The 15,214-nt window shown below is 70.8% G+C and carries 16 protein-coding genes and 1 tRNA gene; 8 read left to right on the plus strand and 9 right to left on the minus strand.

Annotation, left to right across the window (positions count from 1 at the left end; genetic code table 11):
* Positions 1-20: 20 nt before the first annotated feature.
* Both ACTVAJ_RS17320 and ACTVAJ_RS17325 read right to left on the minus strand, forming a co-directional pair.
* Complete coding sequence (locus tag ACTVAJ_RS17320; protein WP_470389211.1) at positions 21-185, minus strand: hypothetical protein; 165 nt, start codon at positions 183-185, stop codon at positions 21-23.
* A 153-nt stretch (positions 186-338) separates the two neighbouring features.
* Positions 339-569: a hypothetical protein gene (locus tag ACTVAJ_RS17325; RefSeq protein ID WP_470389212.1), complete on the minus strand. Its 231-nt coding sequence runs from the start codon at positions 567-569 to the stop codon at positions 339-341.
* A gap of 25 nt (positions 570-594) precedes the next feature.
* Here ACTVAJ_RS17325 and ACTVAJ_RS17330 point away from each other — a divergent pair, with 25 nt between their 5' ends.
* Genes ACTVAJ_RS17330 through ACTVAJ_RS17340 form a run of 3 tightly spaced genes read left to right on the plus strand, consistent with a single transcriptional unit; the run spans position 595 to position 3,720 of the window.
* Positions 595-2,292, plus strand: a complete 1,698-nt coding sequence (locus tag ACTVAJ_RS17330; protein WP_470389213.1) for a replication initiator — start codon at positions 595-597, stop codon at positions 2,290-2,292.
* Complete coding sequence (locus tag ACTVAJ_RS17335; protein WP_470389214.1) at positions 2,289-2,492, plus strand: helix-turn-helix transcriptional regulator; 204 nt, start codon at positions 2,289-2,291, stop codon at positions 2,490-2,492. The genes ACTVAJ_RS17330 and ACTVAJ_RS17335 overlap by 4 nt, the downstream gene beginning before the upstream one ends.
* A 28-nt stretch (positions 2,493-2,520) precedes the next feature.
* Positions 2,521-3,720: a tyrosine-type recombinase/integrase gene (locus ACTVAJ_RS17340; protein ID WP_470389215.1), complete on the plus strand. Its 1,200-nt coding sequence runs from the start codon at positions 2,521-2,523 to the stop codon at positions 3,718-3,720.
* A 126-nt stretch (positions 3,721-3,846) separates the two neighbouring features.
* Here the strand turns inward: ACTVAJ_RS17340 and ACTVAJ_RS17345 are convergent.
* The 3 genes from ACTVAJ_RS17345 to ACTVAJ_RS17355 all read right to left on the minus strand — a co-directional run bounded on the left by ACTVAJ_RS17345 (position 3,847) and on the right by ACTVAJ_RS17355 (position 6,529).
* Positions 3,847-3,922, minus strand: a tRNA-Arg gene (locus ACTVAJ_RS17345).
* Positions 3,923-4,062: 140 nt separating this feature from the next.
* A complete protein-coding gene (locus tag ACTVAJ_RS17350) occupies positions 4,063-5,190 on the minus strand; it encodes a hypothetical protein (RefSeq protein WP_470389216.1) in 1,128 nt (375 codons plus the stop codon).
* 82 nt (positions 5,191-5,272) lie between these two features.
* A complete protein-coding gene (locus ACTVAJ_RS17355) occupies positions 5,273-6,529 on the minus strand; it encodes an aspartate aminotransferase family protein (RefSeq protein WP_470389217.1) in 1,257 nt (418 codons plus the stop codon).
* A 159-nt stretch (positions 6,530-6,688) separates the two neighbouring features.
* On the opposite strand from ACTVAJ_RS17355, the gene ACTVAJ_RS17360 reads away from it, so the two are divergent.
* Entirely contained in the window at positions 6,689-8,152 is a 1,464-nt protein-coding gene (locus tag ACTVAJ_RS17360; RefSeq protein WP_470389218.1) for an NAD-dependent succinate-semialdehyde dehydrogenase, read from the plus strand.
* A gap of 25 nt (positions 8,153-8,177) precedes the next feature.
* On the opposite strand, the gene ACTVAJ_RS17365 is transcribed toward ACTVAJ_RS17360, so the two are convergent.
* From ACTVAJ_RS17365 to ACTVAJ_RS17380, 4 genes are all read right to left on the minus strand, one after another.
* On the minus strand, positions 8,178-8,855 hold the full coding sequence (locus tag ACTVAJ_RS17365; protein WP_470389219.1) for a GntR family transcriptional regulator: 678 nt from the start codon (positions 8,853-8,855) through the stop codon (positions 8,178-8,180).
* A gap of 49 nt (positions 8,856-8,904) precedes the next feature.
* Complete coding sequence (locus tag ACTVAJ_RS17370) at positions 8,905-9,654, minus strand: maleate cis-trans isomerase family protein (protein WP_470389220.1); 750 nt, start codon at positions 9,652-9,654, stop codon at positions 8,905-8,907.
* A gap of 29 nt (positions 9,655-9,683) precedes the next feature.
* Complete coding sequence (locus ACTVAJ_RS17375) at positions 9,684-10,490, minus strand: maleate cis-trans isomerase family protein (RefSeq protein WP_470389221.1); 807 nt, start codon at positions 10,488-10,490, stop codon at positions 9,684-9,686.
* Positions 10,491-10,570: 80 nt separating this feature from the next.
* The gene (locus tag ACTVAJ_RS17380) at positions 10,571-11,053 is read right to left on the minus strand and encodes a DUF3830 family protein (RefSeq protein WP_470389222.1); all 483 of its coding nucleotides are present in this window, start codon (positions 11,051-11,053) and stop codon (positions 10,571-10,573) included.
* Between the two features lie 309 nt (positions 11,054-11,362).
* Between ACTVAJ_RS17380 and ACTVAJ_RS17385 the strand changes: the two genes are divergently transcribed.
* From ACTVAJ_RS17385 to ACTVAJ_RS17400, 4 genes are all read left to right on the plus strand, one after another.
* Positions 11,363-12,382, plus strand: a complete 1,020-nt coding sequence (locus tag ACTVAJ_RS17385; protein ID WP_470389223.1) for a D-2-hydroxyacid dehydrogenase — start codon at positions 11,363-11,365, stop codon at positions 12,380-12,382.
* A gap of 32 nt (positions 12,383-12,414) precedes the next feature.
* On the plus strand, positions 12,415-13,920 hold the full coding sequence (locus tag ACTVAJ_RS17390; RefSeq protein ID WP_470389224.1) for an amidase: 1,506 nt from the start codon (positions 12,415-12,417) through the stop codon (positions 13,918-13,920).
* 178 nt (positions 13,921-14,098) lie between these two features.
* Positions 14,099-14,770 (plus strand): response regulator, encoded by a 672-nt coding sequence (locus ACTVAJ_RS17395; RefSeq protein WP_470389225.1) that lies wholly within the window; start codon positions 14,099-14,101, stop codon positions 14,768-14,770.
* 20 nt (positions 14,771-14,790) lie between these two features.
* The gene (locus ACTVAJ_RS17400) at positions 14,791-15,150 is read left to right on the plus strand and encodes a VOC family protein (protein ID WP_470389226.1); all 360 of its coding nucleotides are present in this window, start codon (positions 14,791-14,793) and stop codon (positions 15,148-15,150) included.
* Positions 15,151-15,214: the final 64 nt, after the last annotated feature.

Raw genomic sequence — 15,214 nt, forward strand, 5'->3', positions numbered from 1 at the left:
CAGATCGGTTGTGGGTGGGCCTACGGGGCGGACTCTTCCCCTGGGGGAGGGGCGGCCTGATGTTCCCGGAAGGCGCGTCTCTTGGTCACGTACGTGTAGACGCCCAAGGCCAGGCAGATCAGCCAGGTGATGAGTATGTCCCACAGCATGAAGGTGAAGGAGCCGCTGATCTCCGGTCCCGTCACCAGCCATGTGGCGGCACCTACCACGATGACGCTGCTCAGGATCACGAACCATGGACGGGGCGGCTTGGGTTCCATGCGGTGGGGGCCTTCCGCTCTGTAATCGTGAGTGTGTGTTCGTCCGAGTCGATCGGGGCCTACGGGCTGTGCTCCTCCTCAGGAGGTGGAAGGGTCCTGAGGGCCCTTGGTTGCGTTCGCGAACATCTGCCACACCCGTATCGCGAAGATCGAGGCGATCACCAGGATTCCGAGAACCACGTATTGCCAGGCACCGCCGTAGGCGAGAACGGTCGCACTGGCGACGGCTACTCCCAGGGCGATCACAGCGGACCAGCGCGGTACAAGGCGCTTCAGTTCAGCATGGGTGTACCGCTCGCGCCTGGGCATGGGACTCCTCATCGGGGGTGGGTTGATGACGACTCCTACCGGTAAGTCGACCCGGGCTGAGCGGCTCGCGCAACCCCTGGCCCGTGAGGTCGCCGAACGGGTGGCCGCCGATCACGGGGTGTGTATCCGCCCGGTCTCTCTTCGACGCACCGACATCGCCACCGGTGCCACCGAGATCGTGGACGTCCCCTGCGGGTCTACCCTCGAATCCCGCTGCCCCGCCTGCACGAAACGGAAGCGGTCCCTGCGGCGGACCCAGTGTGAAGAGGGCTGGCACCTGGCAGAGGAACCCGTCGTGGAGCCTGACCCGCCTTCGGAGACGCAACGGGGCTGGGTGGAACAACGCGCCGTGGTCACCGCAGAACGGGACCGACTCGCCGCGTCCGGGGACGCCTCGGCTGACGAGCTGGCCGAACTGGACGTGGTCATCTCGGACCTGGACGAGGAGATCACCGCCTCTGGCCTCCGGGGCTCGGTGACCCGCTCGGCTGGCTCGTCGGGGCCGCGCCGGGTCCGCTCCACCAAGCGTCGCCAGGACGTCCCGGACCTTCCCAAGCGACCCATGACCAGGAAGACGGTGGGGCGGGCCTACACCGACCCCAACACCGGCCGGACGTTCCGACCGTCGCTGTTCATCACGCTCACCCTCGACTCCTATGGGCGGGTGAAGTCAGACGGCACCCCCGTCGACCCGGCGACCTACGACTACCGGCGGGCGGCTCGGGATGCCCTGCACTTCTCCAAGCTGGTCGATCGGTTCGTACAGAACCTGCGACGGGTCGCGGGGTTCGATGTGCAGTACTTCGCGGCCGTGGAACCGCAACGGCGGTTGGCACCTCATCTGCACATGGCCACGAGGGGGACGATCCCCCGGGCGGAGCTGCGCCAGATCGCCGCCGCCACGTATCACCAGGTGTGGTGGCCCAATGCCGACACGGTCCGCTTCGAGGGCGACCGGCTACCCATCTGGGACGAAGCGACAGGTGCCTATGTCGACCCGTCGACCGGTCAACTCCTACCCACCTGGGACGAGGCATTGGACGCCCTGGACGAGGATCCCGACGCTGAACCTCATCACGTCGTTCGGTTCGGCCGACAGGTGGACGCCAAGGGTGTCGTGGCCGGATCAGCGGACGCGGACCGGTGCGTGCGCTACCTGGCCAAGTACCTGACCAAGGACATCGCCGAGTGCCACGAGGTCGAAACGGTCTCGCAGGAACAGCACGTGGACCGGCTGTTGGACGCGTTGCGGTTCGAACCGTGCTCGCCCCGGTGCGCGAACTGGCTCCGCTACGGCATCCAACCCGACCAACCCAAGGCGGGACTCCGCCCCGGGTTCTGCCGGTCCAAGGCACACCGTCGCGAACACCTGGGCTACGCCGGACGGCGGGTCCTGGTCTCGCGCAAGTGGTCGGGCAAGACCCTCGCCGATCACAAAGCCGACCGGCTCACCTGGGTACTCAACGCCCTTGGGATCGATCGCATCGATCGTATCGATGGCGACGACGGCCAGGAGGACGAGAACGATCCATCCTCACTCGCGCTGACCTCGGTCAACTCCGGACGGTTCGCCTGGGAACTGGCTAGACCCACCGATCCGGACGTGGCTCCCCGCGAGAGGCGGCTACTCCGGGCGGTCGGTGAGTCCCTCAAACGCCGCGCCCAACTCGACGCGGCACGGCAGAACGATCTTTCGGCAACGCACGAGACGAGGGCCGCATGACTCCAACAGCAACCGCTTCGATCGTCCCCGACTCTCGTGCCGCGTTGTGGTCGGTGAAGGACACAGCCGCTTACCTCGGTGTTCCAGCCAAGACGCTCTATGAGTGGCGGTACAAGGGCGACGGTCCGCCCTCCCACCGTGTTGGCCGGTACGTGCGCTACCTCCCGGACGAGGTCCACGCCTGGGTCCGATCCCGCTAACCCCTACCCCCTGGAAGGAACACCTCTGATGGCTCGCGCGTGGGTCTACGACCGCACCAAGGACAAGACGTACAACGAGGCCGTGAGGAAGGCCAAGGACGCCAAACGCACACCGCCCGCCCGCTGGATGGTCCGCTACTACGATCCCTCCGGCCGGATGAAGAGCGGCGGAACGTTCAAGAAGAAGCCGGACGCTGAGAAGAGACAGACCGAGATCGAGAACAGCCTGCACGAGGGCTCCTACCGCAACCCGCACGACGGCAAGGTGACGGTGGGGGAGATGGCCGAGAAGTGGCTGACCGCCCGCACGGACATCAAGCGCTCGACCTGGTGGAAGTACCGGGCTCTCCTGGACACCCACGTCCTGCCCCGCTGGGGAGACCTCCCGCTCTCGGCAGTGCACACCGAGGACGTCGCCGTCTGGGTGGCCCGACTCCAGCAGCCGCGGGACGAGGGCGGCGCCAACCTGGGCTCCTCACAGACCCGGTTGGCACACGGGGTTCTGGCGATGGTCCTGGGCTGGTGCGTCCCCCGCCGCATTCCGACCAACCCGGCCCGGGGCGTTCCGCTGCCCAAGCCGTCCGAGTCCGAACACGTCTACCTCGACCACGACCAGGTGGAGCGGCTCGCGAACGCTGCCGCGTCCCTGCGCACCACGTACGACCAGGTGGCCGCGTCCGCCCACAACAACCGGGCGTTGATCCTCCTGCTCGCCTACACCGGCCTGCGCTGGAAGGAGGCCGCCACCCTGCGGGTCGGCAGGGTGGATCTGTCCCGTCGGCGGATCCGCGTCGTGACCGCCTTCGCCGAAGTCGAAGGCACGCTCATCGAACAGCTTCCGAAGACGGGCAAGTTCCGTACGGTCCCGATCCTGCCGTTCCTGGCCGAGGAACTGCGGCCGTTCGTCGACGGCCGGCCGGATGACGCGCTGGTCTTCACCACCCGCCGCGGCGCCGCGCTGCGGCTGCGCAACTGGCGCAACCGGGAGTTCGGCAAGGCGGTCACGGCGGCCAAGCTCGACGGCATCGGCCTGACTCCGCACAAGCTCCGGCACACCGCCGCGTCGCTCGCCATCGCGGCCGGGGCGGACGTCAAGGTCGTGCAAGCGATGCTCGGCCACGCCACCGCGACGATGACTCTCGACCGGTACGGGCACCTGTTCCCCGACCGCCTGGACGAGGTCGCCGAAGCGATGGACGCGGCCCGGTCGCGGGTGCTCGCCGCCTGAGGGGGCACCGACGCCATGTGCACTGAATGTGCATCGCGGCTCCGGACACGGCCCTCCTCGGGGCACACAAGAAACCGCCGGGCCTGTGTGGTGTCCAGGTCCGGCGGTATCTCCACTGTCTCAAGGTGGCGCACTCGGGAGGACTCGAACCCCCAACCTTCTGATCCGTAGTCAGATGCTCTATCCATTGAGCTACGAGTGCAGGTCTTCAGTTGTGTGTCGCCCGGTTGGCCGTGCCTCCCTGGCGACGTCTTTGACTCTATCACGGTGCGGGGAGGGCTTCGTGCACTTTTCTGGTGTGACCCGGGACATGGGGTGCGCGCTGCCGCTCCCGGTCCGGGCTCAACCCCGCCCCCGCGACTCCGGGCCGAGCAACCGTCCCGCCGCGAGCGCCTGGTCGATCAGCTCGTCCCGGGCCTCCTTGGCGGCCCGCGCGCTCAACGCCTCGTCCCTGAGCAGGCCGACGCTCACGCCCTCCTCCGAGGACACCCGTGCGCTGAGTTCGTCGATCCGCCCCTCACGGTCCTCGGCCCGCTCGATCTGCTCCCACTCGGTGTGCGCTCGCAGGGCCTCCCCGACCGCGGCCCCGTACTCCCTGATCGGCCCGACCTGCTCGGACAACTGCTCGTAGGCCGCCTCCTGCCGCTCGTTCTGCCGAGCCAGCAGGGTCCGCACCCGGTCCGACGCGGCCTCGGCGCTCTCCTTACCGTGCTCCGCCCGCAACTGCTGGTACCGGTACAGGGCCGACGCGATCCGCCACTCCTCGGCCCGCAGCACCCCCAGCGGCTGTTCGGCGTCGAACGACCCACCCATGAGCTTTCCCGCCGCCCACAGCGTGTTGATCGTCTTCTGCACGTCGGCGAGCAGCTCGGAGCCGCGCTCGTCGAAGTCCGCCGGAACCAGGTAGCGGTGCGCGTGGGCCGCGGCCAGGCGTTCGTTCCGGCTCCAGCCGAAGGCCACCCAGAGGGAGACCGCCGCGTAGCCGAGCCAGGGGCCGTGCCACGTCACGAAGAACAGCCAGGTCCACGTCTGGGAGAAGAACCAGCCAGCAAACGTGACGGGCAGGACCGACAGGCAGAGCAGCACCCACCACTTCCGGCCCCTGCCCCTGCGCAGCCGGGATGGCAGCGCGGTGTGCGGCGTCACCCGGATCGCGGCGATACCACCGGCGGCCGTCACCGCCGCCAGGGCGAGGAGTCCGACGAAGTACCAGCCCGTCGCCTCCATCAGCAGCCATCCTTGCCCCAGCAGCCAGGCGACGTGGGCCGCGGCGACGGCGACCCCGCCCACGAGGAGCCTTCTCCGGTACCCCGCCCAGGGGCGTTCGGACGAGGCCTCGCGCAGCAGCGACGACGGGTTCCCCCGCAGCCGTGCCCGGACGCGTGGCGGCAGGTCCGGGTCGAACACGGGTTGGACGCGGACACCGCCGCGCGCCGCCATCGCGCCGTTGTCCCTCTTGCGCCGTCCCATACGCACCGCCTCGCCTCGGGGTGGACGCCCCATCGGCATCCACCCCTGAGACGGGCGGCCGCGTGTTCCGGTTGCGTTCCGGTCAGCCGCGGGCCGCCTCCTCCACGGAGGCCGCCCACAGGGAGACCGCGGTGTCGACCTGCTCGCCGTTGACCACCAGCGGCGGGATCATCCGGACGACGTTCCCGGCCGGACCGCAGGTGAGGAGGAGGAGCCCGTTCCTGGCCGCGGCCTGCTGGGCGCGCAGCGCGGTGGCCGCGTCCGGGGACCCGTCGGTCGCGGTGAACTCGTTGGCCAGCATCAGACCGCGTCCCCGCACGTCGCCGATCACCGGGTGCACCTCCGCGACCTTCTCCAGGCCCTGCCGCAGCCGCTCGCCCATCCGTGCGGCGTTCTCCACCAGGCCCTCCTCCTGGATCACGTCCAGGGTGGCGATCGCCGCCGCGCACGCCACCGCGTTGCCGCCGTAGGTGCCGCCCTGCGACCCCGGCCACGCCTTGGCCATGATCGACTCCGGCGCCGCGATCGCCGAGAGGGGGAAGCCGCTCGCCAGTCCCTTGGCGGTGATGACGATGTCCGGGCGCACCCCCGAGGGCTCGTGGCCCCAGAAGGTGCCGGTCCGGCCGAAGCCGGTCTGCACCTCGTCCAGGACCAGGAGGAACCCGTGCCGGTCCGCGCGTTCGCGCAGCCCCCGGAGGAAGGAGTCGGGCACGGGCACGTAACCCCCCTCGCCCAGCACCGGCTCGATGAAGACCGCCGCCGTGTCCTTCGGCGAGCTCACCGTGGTCATCTGGTAGTCGAACTCCCGCAGCGCGTGGGCGACCGCGTCCTCCTCGGTCATCCCCAGGCGGTAGGCGTACGGGAACGGGCTGACCACGACGCCGGGCACGAGCGGGCCGATCCCCGCCCGGATCTTCACACCGGACGTGGTCAGCGACGCCGCGCCCATCGTCCGCCCGTGGAAGGATCCCTGGAACACGAACGCGTTCTGCCGCCCGGTCGCCTGCCGGGCCAGCCGCAGCGCGGCCTCGACGGCCTCGCTGCCGGAGTTGACGTAGAACAGCCGGTCGACGCCCTCGGGGAGGACGTCTCCGAGCCGCTCGGTGAGCCGCAGCAGCGGTCGGTGCATGACGGTGGTGTACTGGCCGTGGATGAGTGTGGCCACCTGCTCCTGGGCGGCGGCCACGACCCGGGGGTGGCAGTGGCCGGTGCTGGTGACGCCGATGCCTGCGGTGAAGTCGAGATAGCGGCGGTCATCCTCGTCGTAGATATAGGCGCCCTCGCCCCGTGCCGCGAGGACCGGGGTCGCCTGCTTGAGGATCGGGGAGAGCTCCGCCATGCGCTGGCCTCAATTCCGTGTTGCGCGTTCCGTAGGATTGTTGACAATCGACAGTGCTATGGAAACATCCGTGCCGGGCGGTGTCCAGAGGACGCACGCCGGGCAGTTCTGACCACAGGCCGCCCGTCCGGGTCGGTGCGTGACTGGAGAGTGGGGAACATGTCGGATCAGGAAGCACGGGTCGTCGCGCAGGTGGACAAGCGGCTCTTCCTCGGGGGGCAGTGGCGTGACGCCGCGTCCGGGGCGACCTACGCGGTGGAGGACCCCTCCACCGGGGAGACGCTCTGCGAGGTGGCCGACGCAGGCAAGGAGGACGCCCTCGCCGCCCTCGACGCGGCGCACCGCACCCAGCGGGAGTGGGCCGCGGTCGCTCCCCGCACCCGCGGTGAGATCCTGCACCGGGGCTACGAGCTGTTGATGGAGCGCCAGGAGGACCTGGCCGTCCTCATGACGCTGGAGATGGGCAAACCCCTGCCCGAGGCGCGCGGCGAGATCGCCTACGCCGCCGAGTTCCTCCGGTGGTTCTCGGAGGAGGCGGTGCGGATCGAGGGCGGTTTCTCGACCTCGCCCGACGGGAAGTCGCGCTTCCTCATCATGCGCCAGCCCGTCGGTCCCTCCATGCTCATCACACCCTGGAACTTCCCCATGGCGATGGGCACCCGCAAGATCGGCCCCGCGATCGCGGCCGGGTGTACGGCGATCCTCAAACCCGCCCACCAGACCCCCCTGTGCGCCCTCGCGCTGGCGGGCATCCTGGCCGAGGCCGGGCTGCCGGAGGGCGTCCTCAGCGTCATCCCGACCACGTCGCCGGGCGCCGTCACCGAACCCCTCCTGAGTGACGGCCGCATCCGCAAGCTCTCCTTCACCGGCTCGACCGCGGTCGGGCGCAAACTCCTCGAACAGAGCGCGGGGCAGGTCCTGCGCACCTCCATGGAGCTCGGCGGGAACGCGCCGTTCCTGGTCTTCGACGACGCCGACCTCGACGCCGCCGTGGACGGGGCGATGCTCGCCAAGATGCGCAACATCGGTGAGGCCTGCACCGCCGCCAACCGCATCTACGCCCAGTCCGGTGTGGCCGCCGAGTTCGCCGCGCGGCTCAGCGAGCGCATGGGGGCGCTGCGGCTGGGCCGTGGCGTGGACGAGGGCGTCCAGGTCGGGCCGCTGATCGACGACAAGGCCCGACAGAAGGTCCAGGGGCTCGTGGACGACGCGGTCGGCAGGGGCGCGCGGGTACTGGTCGGCGGCGGGTCCGTGGAGGGCGCCGGGCACTTCTACCAGCCCACCGTGCTCGCCGACGTGCCGATGGACAGCGAGCTCTCCTACACCGAGATCTTCGGTCCGGTGGCCCCCGTGCTCACCTTCGAGACGGAGCAGGAGGCGGTGGCCGCCGCCAACGACACCGAGTTCGGCCTGGTCAGCTACCTCTACACCCGTGACCTCAACCGCGCGTTCCGGGTCAGCGAGGCGCTGGAGTCGGGCATGGTCGGGCTCAACCAGGGCATCGTCTCCAACCCCGCGGCGCCCTTCGGGGGCGTGAAGCACTCGGGCCTGGGCCGCGAGGGCGGCCGGGTCGGCATCGAGGAGTTCCTGGACACGAAGTACGTGGGGATCGGCGGGCTCTGAGCGCCCGCCGTCCTCGGCGGAGCCCCTAGGCCCCCGGCCTCGGGGGCTCCCCGTTGATCCGCTGGGCCGTGTCCACCATGTGCGACTCGATCAGGTCGAGCAGCCGCTCCTCGGCCCCGTCGACGATGGCGTCGAGGATGCGGCGGTGCTCGTCGAGGATCTCCTCGGGCTCCGGGTACACGTCCTGCATGACCGTCAGGCACATCCGGGTCTCCACCAGCAGTGTCTGCGCCATCCGCTCCAGGCGGCTGTTGCCCGCACAGCTCACGAGCGTCTGGTGGAAGGCCTGGTCGGCGTCGCTCATCGCGTCCCGGTCCCGGCTCCGCGCCGCCTCGGCCAGCCGGTCGAGTGCCGGGGTGAGGCGGGCCAGCGCCTCTCCCCGGTTCCCGCGCATGATGAGTTCGCACGCGGTGCGCTCCACCGCGAGCCTGGCCACGTAGACGTCCCGTACGTCGTCCGCGGTGAGCTCCCGCACGAACAGGCCCCTGTGCCGTTCGCTGCGCAGCAGCCCCTCCTGGACGAGCCGCTGCATGGCCTCGCGCAGCGGTCCCCGGCTCACCCCCAGCTGTCCCGCCAGCTCCGCCTCCCCGAGTTGGTCCCCCGGGGCCAGGGAGCCGTACATGATCGCCGACCTGAGCTGGTCGGCGATCAGTTCGGCGGTGGACCGCCGGGGCACGGGTCTCAGATGGCCTGGGGCGGGCATGGTCCGCATTCCTTTCGTCGGGGACACCGGGTCGGGTGTGTCGTCGAGGCTAACGGGCGGCCAGCGCGCTGGTGACCGCGGTGGCGCCGGAACGGAAGAGGGTGCCGGGGCCGGACCGCGCCGCCGTCACCCCGGCCAGCCGCATCCCCTCCCAGATGCTCACCTGGTTGGCGGTGAGTACGGTCTTGCCGATCAGGGCCTCCATCGGTTCGATGAGGTCGGCGCTGTGCAGGGCGGTGTCCGGGACCAGGATGGCCTCGGCACGCGGGTGGTCGTTGGAGATGACGAAGTCCAGCACCTCGTCCGGGTCGAGTTCGCCGACCTCGGCGGCGGTGACGATCCCGTGGCTGGCCAGGGAGAGCACCGTGACGCCCGCCTCGGCGAGGAAGTCGACGAAGCGCCGGGCGACGTCGTCCGGGTAGGTGGCGGCGACCGCGACCCGGGTCACCCGCAGCTGCCGGAGCGCGTGCACGAACGCGAACGAGGTGCTCGACGACGGCACCCCCGCGGCGTTGCGCACCCCCTGGACCTGCTTGCGGGCGCCCTCCCAACCGAAGACGAAGCTGCCGCTGGTGCATGCCCAGACGGCCGCGTCCACGCGCATCCGGGACAGTTCCCGCGCCCCCGGCGCCAGGACGTCCTCGCCCCCGACGTCGAGCAGGGCGTCCACCCGGTGGGCGTCCTCGCGCATGAGCGTGTGCACGACGGGGAGTTCGACCCCGCCGCCGAGCATGGCGGCGAACGCCGTGTAGTCGTCTTCGGCACTGTAGCCGGGGTAGAGGAATCCGACCCGGGTCATGGCACTCCTTCGGTGGGTGTGGCCGGTGGTCACACGGCACTCGGTGCCGTGACGTCGAGCAGGTGCTGGCCCTGGGCGACGGCGTGTCTGTCGGCCTCCCGCAGCACCGCCCACATGGTCACCTGGTTGGCCGCGATCACCGGTTTGCCCAGTTCGCGTTCCAGCGGCGCGATGATGTCGTAGGTGAGGACGTTGGTGCAGCTGATGTAGATGGCCTGGGCGTCGGGGTGGTCGACCGAGTGCACCGCCCGGGAGACCTCGGCGTAGGTGACCTTCCAGATGTGGCTGAGCAGGCCCAGGCCCACGCTGGAGGTGACCTCGACGCCGTGCTCGCCCAGGAACCCCAGGAGGCGGTCGGTCACGCTGTCCACGTACGGGGTGACCACCGCGATCCGGTCGAGTTCCAGGGCGCCGAGCGCCTGGACGAGCGCGCCCGAGGTCGTGACGGCGGCCGGGGCCCCGGCCGCCGTCATGGTCCGGTGCAGGCGGCGTTCCCCGTCCATGCCGTGCACGAAGCTGCCGGAGGCGCAGGCGTATCCGATGGCCAGCGGTTCGGGGGCGAGCAGCGCGCGGACCGCGGGGTCGACGCTTCGCTCCGTGCTCAGGGCCGCCGCCTGGTCCACCGTGACGGGGACGTGTACGTACGGCAACCGCGTGACGTGCAGTGAGACGTCGTCCGGCGTCCACCGCCAGAGCTCGCGGTCGAGGGCGAAGTCGTAGGGCGCGATGACGCCGACCCCCGACTGCCACGGGGTCCGTGTGGTCGCGGCCAGTTCGACGACCTCGTGCTCCGCGCCGGTGCCTTCGGCGGGTGTGGGATTTCCATCGGTCCGCATCGGTCACTCACCTCCCGGAAAAGTGTGGGGTTCGTATATGTGCGTGCGGGGGATGCCGGGGCGACCGGGCCGTGGCCCGGTCAGCGTTCGAGACGCTCGTACAGCAGGCGTTCGCCGACGCTGCCGGAACGCCAGACGTCGTTGCACGCCTCGGCCATGGCGGGCAGGTTCTCCACGACCGTGGCGAACACGTTCCCCGGGACCCAGCCGACGTCGCCGTTGAGCAGCAGGTTGTTGCGTCCGTAGAAGAGGGCGAGGTCGATGACGCCCGGCAGGTGGTCGATGCCCTTGTCCTCCTTGAAGGCGCGGTCGAGCATCCCGCCCTCGAAGGAGAAGTAGACGACGTCGCCGGGGATCGGGGTGACGGTGGGGTTCTCCTGGCCGGGTTCGGTCTCGGCGAACCGCGGCACCATGGTGTAGACCTCGTTGCGCGCGTACTTGGCGTGCTGGACGGCGTCTCCCTGGGGGAGGGCGTTCCAGACCGCGTCACAGGTGCGCGGCGCGTCCTTGTCCAGGAGTTCGGCCACGCAGGACACTCCGCGTTTGGCCAGCGTGATGGTCATGTACCTGGGCAACGGTGATGTCCCTTCGACGGCGGAGCCCGGTCGTGGTTGTTGGGGACGGAGACGGCACAACAGAGTTGTTGATTGTCGACAATCTTATGGTTTACATGTCTCGTGCGGCAATAGGTGTGCGCGAGTCGGGTATCCCGACCTCCCCGGGGTGGTCGGGAAGCCCTGTTTCGCCGGAGAACAGCCGGTTTGTGGATTGTTGACAATCCCATGTCGGCTCCCTAGCGTTTCTCGTGCGGGGCGGACCGCCACCACCTCGGACGACACCGCTGACCACGTCGTTAAACGGAGTGCACGCCCGTGAACAGTCCCATCGCGCCGCACCGGCCCCGACTCCTCGTCCTGCGGGGGGAGGACCTCCCGCCCGGCCACGAGCGGATCGACGACCATCCCGGCCTCGGCGAGGTCGTCTACGCCACCGCCGACGAGCTGCCCGCGCGCCTGCCCGGCGCGCACGCCCTGCTGGTCTGGGACCTGTTCTCCGAGGCGCTCGCCTCCGCCTGGCCCAAGGCCGACACGTTGACCTGGGTCCACGCCGCCACGACGGGGGTGGACAACCTGATCTTCCCCGGCATGGTCGACAGCGACGTCGTGCTCACCAACTCGCGCGGGATCTTCGAGCAGCCCATCGCCGAGTACGTCGTCGGCCAGGTGATCGCCTTCGCCAAGGACTTCCACCACACGTGGGACCTCCAGCGCGAGCACCGCTGGCGGCACCGGGAGACCGAGCGCGTGGCGGGGCGGCGGGCCCTGGTCGTGGGCACCGGACCGATCGGCCGCACCATCGCCCGCGGGCTCTCCGCGGTGGGCTTGGAGGTCCACGGCTCCGGGCGGCGCGCGCGCCAGGGCGACCCCGACTTCCGCTCCGTGGTCGAGTCCAGCCTCGCCGACCGCGGCGCCGACGGAGCCCCCACCCTGGTCTCCGCGCTGCCCGAGGCCGACTACGTGGTCGTCGCGGCGCCGCTCACGGACGCCACCCGGGGCCTGGTCGACCGGCGCTTCCTCCAGCTGATGAGGCCGACCGCGCGCCTGCTGAACGTGGCGCGCGGGCCCATCGTCGTGGAGTCCGACCTGGTGACCGCGCTCCGGAAGGGCCGGATCGCGGGAGCCGCCCTGGACGTGTTCGAGGACGAGCCGCTGGCGACCGACTCCCCGCTGTGGGAGCTGCCCGGATCCGTGGTCTCGCCGCACATGTCCGGTGACGTCGTCGGCTGGCGCGACGACCTCGTCGACCTGTTCCTGGACAACCTCGCCCGCTACCTCGACGGGCGCGAACTGCTCAACGTCGTCGACAAGAGCCGCGGCTACGTGCCCGGCTGACCCCTGACCACGGTGTGACCTGGGAGGCTGAAGTGACGATCCGTACCGATCGGACCGAGATCGACGGAAGCGGTGCGGCTGTCGGCGCGAGCCGACCGTCCCCGGATGTGCCACGCGCCCGCGGGGGCGTGCCCACCAGCCCGGCCGACCTGTCCGCCGAACAACTGCTCTGCGCCTACGCCTCCGGAGAACTGTCCCCGGTGGAGGCCGTGGACGCGGTCCTGGAGCGCATCGAACAGGACAACCCCGCGCTCAACGCCTTCTGCCTGGTGCGGCCGGAGGAGGCGCGGGCGGCGGCCCGGGCCTCCGCGGAGCGGTGGCGCCGGGGCGAACCCGACGGCGCCCTGGACGGGGTCCCGACCTCGGTCAAGGACATCCACCTGACCCGCGGCTGGCCCACCCTGCGGGGGTCGGTCACCACCTCCCAGGCCGGCCCCTGGGACGAGGACTCCCCGGTGGTCGCGCGGTTGCGCGAGCAGGGCGCCGTGTTCGTCGGCAAGACGACCACCCCGGAACTGGCCTGGAAGGGGGTCACCGACAGCCCCCTCACCGGGGTCACCCGCAACCCGTGGGACCTGTCCACCACCCCCGGCGGCTCCAGCGGGGGCGCGGCCGCGGCCGTGGCGGCCGGGATGGGCCCGCTCGCCACCGGAACCGACGGGGGCGGCTCCATCCGCATCCCGGCGAGTTTCAGCGGGGTCTGCGGGATCAAGCCGACCTGGGGTCTGGTCCCGCACTATCCGGCCAGTCCGTTCGGCTCTCTCGCGCACACGGGCCCACTGACCCGTACCGTCGGCGACATGGCGCTGATGCTGGAGTGCGTCACCGGGCCGGACCCGCGCGACTGGGCGGCGCTGGCGCCCCCGGCCCCGGGGCTGGCCGACGTCCGCCTGCGCACGGACGCCGAGGAGCTCGTGCGCGGCATGCGTGTCGCCTACAGCCCCACGCTGGGCGGCCTCGACGTCGACCCGGAGGTGGCGCGGATCGTCGCGGACGCGGTGAGCGTGTTCCAGGACCTGGGCGCACGGGTGGAGGAGGCCGACCCGGGACTGCCGTCGTCGCTGGACGAGTTCCACGTGCTCTGGTACTCCGGTGCGGCCAAGGCCACCGAGGCGCTCACCGGCCGGGAGCGCGACCTGCTCGACCCCGGACTGCGGGAGATCGTCGAGGAGGGACTGACCTACACCGCCCAGGACTACCTGACCGCGATGGCGCTGCGGATGTCCATGGGCGCCCGCATGGGACGCTTCCACACGGAGTACGACCTCCTGCTGACCCCCGCCATGCCGATCGTCGCCTTCGAGGCGGGGCTGGAGTCGCCGCCCGCGCTGTCGGGGCGCCGCTGGACGTCGTGGGCCGGGTTCAGCTACCCGTTCAACATGACGCAGCAGCCCGCCGCGAGTGTGCCGTGCGGCTTCTCCGAGTCCGGTCTGCCGGTCGGCCTCCAGGTCGTCGGGCCCCGGCACGCCGACGCCCGGGTCCTGGCCGCCTGCCGCGCGTTCGAACTGGCCCGCCCCTGGGCGGACCGGAGGCCGTAGCGTCCACCTCACCATACGTCACCAGGTCGTTCGCTCCCCGGGTAGCGTGAATCGTCCCTTTCCGGGACTTTCGCCCGGGGAGTTTCGTGCCATAGGGCCCGTGCGCGGCCACCGGTAGGCGCTACGGTCTAGGTCGGAGTGGTGTCTGACCCGCGAGACGCAGGATGGGGATGGGCGGATGACGGGCGGTGGAGCCGAGGGCGCTCGGGAGCGGATCAGGGTCTTCCTCGTGGACGACCACGAGGTGGTCCGCCGGGGTGTGGCGGCGCTCCTGGAGACCGAGGACGACATGACCGTGGTCGGCGAGGCGGGCACCGCGGAACAGGCGCTCTCCCGGATTCCGGTGGTCCTGCCGGACGTGGCCGTCCTCGACGTGCGGCTCCCCGGAGGGTCCGGCGTCCAGGTGTGCCGGGAGATCCGCTCCGACCACCCGGAGATCGCCTGCCTCATGCTCACCTCGTTCGCGGACGAGGACGCGCTCTACGACGCGGTCATGGCGGGCGCCGCCGGGTACGTGCTCAAACAGATCCACGGCGCCGACCTGGTCGGCGCGGTACGGACGGTGGCCTCCGGCGGGTCGCTGCTGGACTCGGGCAGTACCGGGGCGATGCTGGAGCGCCTGCGCGGGTCCCAGTCCGAACCCGATCCCCTGGCCGAGCTGACGCCCCAGGAGCGCCAGATCCTCGACCTCATCGGCGAGGGCATGACCAACCGGCAGATCGGGGAACGGCTCTACCTGGCGGAGAAGACGGTCAAGAACTACGTCTCGGCGCTGCTGTCCAAGCTCGACCTCAAACGCCGTACCCAGGCCGCCGTGCTGGTCGCCGAGCTCAGGGGCAGGCGTTACTGACGTTCCACTAGGGTCTGCCCATGACCGTGGGAACACTCGACCAGTGGGTCGTGAACGCCGCCGAGCCCGCCGCCCTCGCCCGGTTCTGGGCCTTCGTGCTGGGCGGTGCGGCGGTGGCCAGGCCGGACGGGTGGGCGTACGTGGACGGGGCTCCCGGGCGTCCGCGGCTCTCGTTCCAGCCCGACCCCGCACCCAGGACCGCGCCGAACCGGGTGCACCTCGACGTCCGCGTCGACGACATCCCCGCGGCGACCGAGGCGGTGGCCGCCCGGGGCGCCGTTGCGGTCGGCGGCGTGGTCACCGACGCGCAGGGGTCGTTCCAGGTCCTCCGCGACCCCGAGGGCAACGAGTTCTGCCTGGTGTCCCCGGCCGCCGGCTGAGGCGCCCCACCCGGTGCCACCCGAGTTCGTCCCGGGGGTAGGCCGCTCCTCGGGCGTCCGTTGG

The organism is Nocardiopsis sp. KDC1DS13DA1, assembly GCF_055632325.1.

Bases quoted from the DNA above. Each gene is read 5' to 3' on its own strand.
- ACTVAJ_RS17380 (WP_470389222.1), bottom strand. From the start codon at position 11,053: ATGACCATCACGCTGGCCAAACGCGGAGTGTCCTGCGTGGCCGAACTC.
- ACTVAJ_RS17360 (WP_470389218.1), top strand. From the start codon at position 6,689: ATGTCGGATCAGGAAGCACGGGTCGTCGCGCAGGTGGACAAGCGGCTC.
- ACTVAJ_RS17335 (WP_470389214.1), top strand. From the start codon at position 2,289: ATGACTCCAACAGCAACCGCTTCGATCGTCCCCGACTCTCGTGCCGCG.
- ACTVAJ_RS17325 (WP_470389212.1), bottom strand. From the start codon at position 569: ATGCCCAGGCGCGAGCGGTACACCCATGCTGAACTGAAGCGCCTTGTA.
- ACTVAJ_RS17395 (WP_470389225.1), top strand. From the start codon at position 14,099: ATGACGGGCGGTGGAGCCGAGGGCGCTCGGGAGCGGATCAGGGTCTTC.
- ACTVAJ_RS17330 (WP_470389213.1), top strand. From the start codon at position 595: ATGACGACTCCTACCGGTAAGTCGACCCGGGCTGAGCGGCTCGCGCAA.
- ACTVAJ_RS17400 (WP_470389226.1), top strand. From the start codon at position 14,791: ATGACCGTGGGAACACTCGACCAGTGGGTCGTGAACGCCGCCGAGCCC.
- ACTVAJ_RS17350 (WP_470389216.1), bottom strand. From the start codon at position 5,190: ATGGGACGGCGCAAGAGGGACAACGGCGCGATGGCGGCGCGCGGCGGT.
- ACTVAJ_RS17340 (WP_470389215.1), top strand. From the start codon at position 2,521: ATGGCTCGCGCGTGGGTCTACGACCGCACCAAGGACAAGACGTACAAC.
- ACTVAJ_RS17375 (WP_470389221.1), bottom strand. From the start codon at position 10,490: ATGCGGACCGATGGAAATCCCACACCCGCCGAAGGCACCGGCGCGGAG.
- ACTVAJ_RS17370 (WP_470389220.1), bottom strand. From the start codon at position 9,654: ATGACCCGGGTCGGATTCCTCTACCCCGGCTACAGTGCCGAAGACGAC.
- ACTVAJ_RS17365 (WP_470389219.1), bottom strand. From the start codon at position 8,855: ATGCCCGCCCCAGGCCATCTGAGACCCGTGCCCCGGCGGTCCACCGCC.
- ACTVAJ_RS17355 (WP_470389217.1), bottom strand. From the start codon at position 6,529: ATGGCGGAGCTCTCCCCGATCCTCAAGCAGGCGACCCCGGTCCTCGCG.